General features: G+C 73.5%; 5 protein-coding genes. 4 read left to right on the top strand and 1 reads right to left on the bottom strand.

The genetic code is table 11. The features are described 5' to 3' along the window. From GTW43_RS34650 to GTW43_RS34640, 3 genes are all read left to right on the top strand, one after another. Window positions 1–791: iron ABC transporter permease (locus tag GTW43_RS34650; RefSeq protein WP_161305937.1), on the top strand; the 791-nt coding region annotated here is incomplete at its 5' end. A gap of 1 nt (window position 792) precedes the next feature. After that, window positions 793–1,665, top strand: coding sequence for an ABC transporter ATP-binding protein (locus tag GTW43_RS34645; protein ID WP_161305936.1), 873 nt, complete (start codon window positions 793–795; stop codon window positions 1,663–1,665). Between the two features lie 16 nt (window positions 1,666–1,681). Beyond that, complete coding sequence (locus GTW43_RS34640) at window positions 1,682–2,680, top strand: ABC transporter substrate-binding protein (protein ID WP_161305935.1); 999 nt, start codon at window positions 1,682–1,684, stop codon at window positions 2,678–2,680. Window positions 2,681–2,710: 30 nt separating this feature from the next. Here GTW43_RS34640 and GTW43_RS34635 read toward each other — a convergent pair whose 3' ends face one another. Then, the gene (locus GTW43_RS34635) at window positions 2,711–3,922 is read right to left on the bottom strand and encodes a cytochrome P450 (RefSeq protein ID WP_161305938.1); all 1,212 of its coding nucleotides are present in this window, start codon (window positions 3,920–3,922) and stop codon (window positions 2,711–2,713) included. A gap of 215 nt (window positions 3,923–4,137) precedes the next feature. On the opposite strand from GTW43_RS34635, the gene GTW43_RS34630 reads away from it, so the two are divergent. After that, window positions 4,138–4,484 (top strand): SAM-dependent methyltransferase (locus GTW43_RS34630; RefSeq protein ID WP_343246207.1); only part of this gene is annotated, 347 nt, incomplete at its 3' end.

The following is a 4,484-nucleotide window of genomic DNA, read 5'->3' as shown; positions in this document are numbered from 1 at the left end:
GCGTGGCCGTCCAGGCACTGGTGCGCAATCCGCTCGCCGATCCGTTCGTCCTCGGCGTCTCGTCCGGCGCCTCCGTCGGAGCGGTCACCGTCACGGTCACCGGCGGACTCGCGGCTCTCGGGATCTACGCGGTGTCCGCCGGGGCGTTCCTCGGCGCGCTCGGCGCATCGCTGCTCGTGTACGCCGCGTCGGTGAGCCGGGGCGTCCTCGCCCCACTGCGCCTGGTCCTGACCGGTGTCGCGCTGTCGTTCGGGTTCCAGGCGGTGATGAGCGTCATCGTGTACTTCGCGCCCGACACCGAGGCCACCAGCACCGTGCTGCACTGGACGCTGGGCGGGCTCGGCGCCGCGACCTGGGGCATGCTGCCGCTCGTGGCGGCGGTGGTGGCGGTGGGGCTGCTCGTCCTGCACCGGCACGCGCGCGCCCTCGACGTGCTGGCGCTCGGCGACGAGAGCGCGACGAGTCTCGGCACAGACCCGGACCGGCACCGCAGGGCACTCCTCGTCGTGGTCGCGCTCGTCACCGGGGTGTCGGTCGCGGTCAGCGGCGCCATCGCGTTCGTCGGCCTGGTCCTGCCGCACCTCGTGCGCATGGTCGCGGGCGCCGTCCACGCCCGGGTGCTCGTCCTCGCCCCGGCGGCCGGCGCGGTGTTCCTGGTCTGGGTCGACCTGGCCGCCCGCACCCTGGCGGCGCCGCGCGAACTCCCCCTCGGCGTCATCACGGCCCTCGTCGGCGTGCCCGTCTTCATCGTCCTGATGCGACGCCGTGGCTACGGAACGGGAGGGCGCTGAGATGGATCTGCGCCTGGAGGGCCTCACCGTCGTCACCGACGGCAGAAGCCTCGTGCACGAGTTGTTCCTCGACGTGCCCGCGGGCACCGTCGTGGGTCTGGTCGGGCCGAACGGCAGCGGCAAGTCGACCGCGCTGCGCTGCGTGTACCGGGCGTTGCGCCCCACCGCGGGCGTCGTGCGGGCCGGCGGCGAGGACCTCGCCCGTCTGCCGCTGCGGCGCAGCGCCCAGCTGGTCGCCGCGATGACCCAGGACGGCACCGTGGACCTGGACTTCACGGTCGAGGAGGTCGTGGCGCTCGGCCGGACACCGCACCTGCCGGGCCACCGGGGTCCCGGACCGGCCGACCGCGCGCTGTGTGCCGCGGCCATGGACCGGCTCGGCATCGGGCACCTCGCCCGGCGCGGCGTCCTGACCCTCTCCGGCGGAGAGCGCCGGCGCGTCCTGCTCGCCCGCGCCCTCGTCCAGGAACCGGAGATCCTCGTCCTGGACGAACCGACGAACCACCTCGACCTCCGCCACCAGGTCCAACTCCTCGGCCTGCTGCGGCGGTCCGGACTCACCGCCCTGGTCGTGCTGCACGACCTCAATCTCGCGGCGGCCGCCTGCGACCGGATCGGCGTCCTGTCCGACGGCCGCCTGGTGACCTCCGGGTCCCCGGCCGACGTGCTCACCCCCGCCCTCGTCCGCGACGTGTTCGGCGTCGATGCCGTCCGTGTCACCCACCCGCTGACCGGAGTCCCGCAACTCCACTACTCCCTCGGCCCACTTGAGTCGATGGACTCGGCCTCCTGGCCGACCGCCGATGCCACCGCCGATCCGACCACCGTTCTGTCCACCGATCCGTCCGACGTTCCGTCCACCGACGGCCTCTGAAAGGCGTGCTCCGCCCATGATCCACTCTGCCCGGCGCACCGCGACCGGCTCCGCCCTCGCCGCCCTGCTCCTCGTCAGCGGGTGCGGCGCCGACATCGACCGCGACCCCGAGGGGGCCGCCGACCGGCGGACCACGGTCAAGCGCTGCGGGGAGAGCGTCCCGTACACCGTCCCCCGGCGCGCCGTCGCCTACGAGGGCGGCAGCGCCGACAAGCTCTTCAGCCTCGGGCTGGCCGACCACGTGCTCGGCTACGTCATGCCCCCGGCCAATCCGCCCGTCGAGGAGTCGCCCTGGGCCGCGGACTACGCGTCCGTCGAGAAGCTCAGCGACGACCTCCTGAACAAGGAGATCGTCGTGGACGCCCGCGCCGACCTCGTGGTCGCCGGCTGGAACTCGGGCTTCAGCGACCAGCGCGGCATCACCCCGCAGATCCTCGACAAGCTCGGCGTCCAGAGCTTCCTGCACACGGAGAGCTGCTACAACTACCCCGGCCATCCCGAACGGCAGACCCCGTTCGAGGCGCTGTACACCGACCTCCACCGGCTGGGCCGGATCTTCCGCGTGGAGCAGCGGGCGGCGTCCGTCGTCGACGCGCTCCGGGCGCGGGTCCGGGCCGTCGAGGACAAGGCGCCCGGCGGGCGGCGGACACCGGTCTTCCTCTACGACTCCGGCACCGACCAGCCGTTCACCGCGGGCGCCCAGGTGCCGCCCACCGACATCATCAAGAGCGCGGGCGGCCGCAACGTCTTCGCCGGGCTCGACCAGCGCTGGACGCAGGTCACCTGGGAAGCCGTCGCGGCGTCCCGGCCCGAGGTCGTCATGATCCTCGACTACGGCGACCTGCCCGCACAGCAGAAGATCGACTTCCTGAAGCGTTCCCCGCACACCAGGGATCTGCCGGCGGTCAAGAACGACCGCTTCTTCGTCCTCGACTACAACGAGGGCATCAGCGGGCCCCGGAACATCGACGGTCTGGAGAAGTTCGGCACGTACCTGCGCGGCCTGCCCCGGTGATCCGCCGCCGGTGCGGGGCGCACCCGCCCGTCAGGCACGCTCGGGGCGCAGCCGTACCGGGAGGGTGCGGACGCTGTTTCCCACGAAGGAGGCGTGGCGCGGCAGTTCGGCGTCCGGGACCACGACGTCGAGCCGCGGGAAGCGGGCGAAGAGCGCTTCGAGGGCCGTCGTCGCCTCCATCCGGGCCAGCGGCGCGCCCAGGCAGAAGTGCGGGCCGTGGCCCAGGGAGAGATGACGGACCGGCCCGCGGGTGACGTCGAAGCGGTGCGCGCCGGGGCCGTGGGCCCGCGGGTCGCGGCCGGCCGCCGAGTACCCGGCGAGAACCGGGGTCCCGCGGGGGATCGTCGTGCCGTGCAGGTCCAGGTCGCGGGTCGGGTAGCGGAACGGGAAGTAGCTGACGGGGCTGTCCCAGCGCAGGGTCTCCTCGACCACGTCGTCCCAGGAAGCCTCGGCGTCCTGGACCAGGGCCAGTTGGTCGCGGTGGGCGCACAGGGCCCGTACCGCGTTGGTGATGAGGTTCAGGGTCGTCTCGTGTCCGGCGATGATGGTCAGCATCAGGGTGCCGAGCAGTTCGTGCGGGCCGAGACGGTCGCCGTCCTCCTCGCGGGCGGCGATGAGGGCGCTGGTGAGGTCGTCGCCGGGGTGCGCGGCACGGTCCGCGGCGACCCGGCCGAGGACCTCGACCATCTCGCGGTTGGCCGCCACGGCGGCCTCGGGGCCGATGTCGGTGGCGACGATCCGGCTGGACAGCTCGTGGAGCCGGTCCTGGTGGGCGGCGTCGACGCCGAGGAGTTCGCAGATGACGCTCATGGGGAGCGGCAGCGCGAAGTGCCGGCGCAGGTCCGCGACGCCGTCCCCGTCCGCGGCGGCGGCCTCGAGCCCGTCGAGGAGCCTGCGGGTCAGTTCCTCGACGCGCGGGCGCAGTCCGGCCACCCGCCGGGGCGTGAAGGCCTGGGTCACCAGGGACCGCAGCCTGCGGTGGTCGGCGCCGTCGGCCGTGGTCATGCCCTGCACCGTGGCGAAGGTCTTCAGCGGCCAGCCGTCGGGTATCCGTCCGTCCTGGAGCGCGCCGAAGTGGGCGGCGCTCTTCGCGACGTCGGGGTGGGCGAGGAACTCCCTGAGGGCGTCGTGGCCGAGCACCGCCATCCCCGGCACGTCGCCGGGCAACGTGACCGCGGCCACGGCCCCCTCGGCGAGCAGGCGGGCGTTGGCGGCGTGCGGGCAGCCGCCCGCCGGGTCCATCCGGTGGGCTCCGGGACGGGCCGGTCCCGGGTGCCCGGACGTGTCCCCCGGCGTGTTCAGCGGTCGGCTCACAGTGCCCCTCCCCCGTCGTCCGGCCCGGCGGGCCGCGTGCCGGACATCGTAGGGGGCGGCGCGCACGGGCGGCGTGACGTGGGACAACTCGTGCCGTTAGGTTGGCCCTTGACCGATCGACGGCCTGATCCGGAGGACATCGCGTGACCGAGATATCCGCTGCGGCGATCGAGGCGCTGGGGCGCATCAAGACCGACCAGCCGCACACCGCCCGGATCTGGAACTACTGGCTGGGCGGCAAGGACAACTACAAGGTCGACCAGGACGCCGGGGACCGGATCCGCAGCCTGCACCCCGGTATCGGGGACTACGCGGTCGCCGACCGCCGGTTCCTGGGGCGCGCCGTGGAGCACCTCGCCGGGGAGTGCGGTGTCCGGCAGTTCCTCGACATCGGCACCGGGCTGCCGACGGCGGACAACACGCACGAGGTCGCCCAGCGCATCGCGCCCGAATCGCGCGTCGTCTACGTGGACAACGACCCGATCGTGCT

The organism is Streptomyces sp. SID5785 (assembly GCF_009870065.1).
In the GTDB taxonomy this organism is placed as follows: domain Bacteria; phylum Actinomycetota; class Actinomycetes; order Streptomycetales; family Streptomycetaceae; genus Streptomyces.
This window is presented reverse-complemented; position numbering and strand designations above follow the sequence as displayed.

Coding starts and splice junctions, on each gene's coding strand:
- GTW43_RS34635 (WP_161305938.1), bottom strand. CDS start 3,922: ATGGACCCGGCGGGCGGCTGCCCGCACGCCGCCAACGCCCGCCTGCTC.
- GTW43_RS34645 (WP_161305936.1), top strand. CDS start 793: ATGGATCTGCGCCTGGAGGGCCTCACCGTCGTCACCGACGGCAGAAGC.
- GTW43_RS34640 (WP_161305935.1), top strand. CDS start 1,682: ATGATCCACTCTGCCCGGCGCACCGCGACCGGCTCCGCCCTCGCCGCC.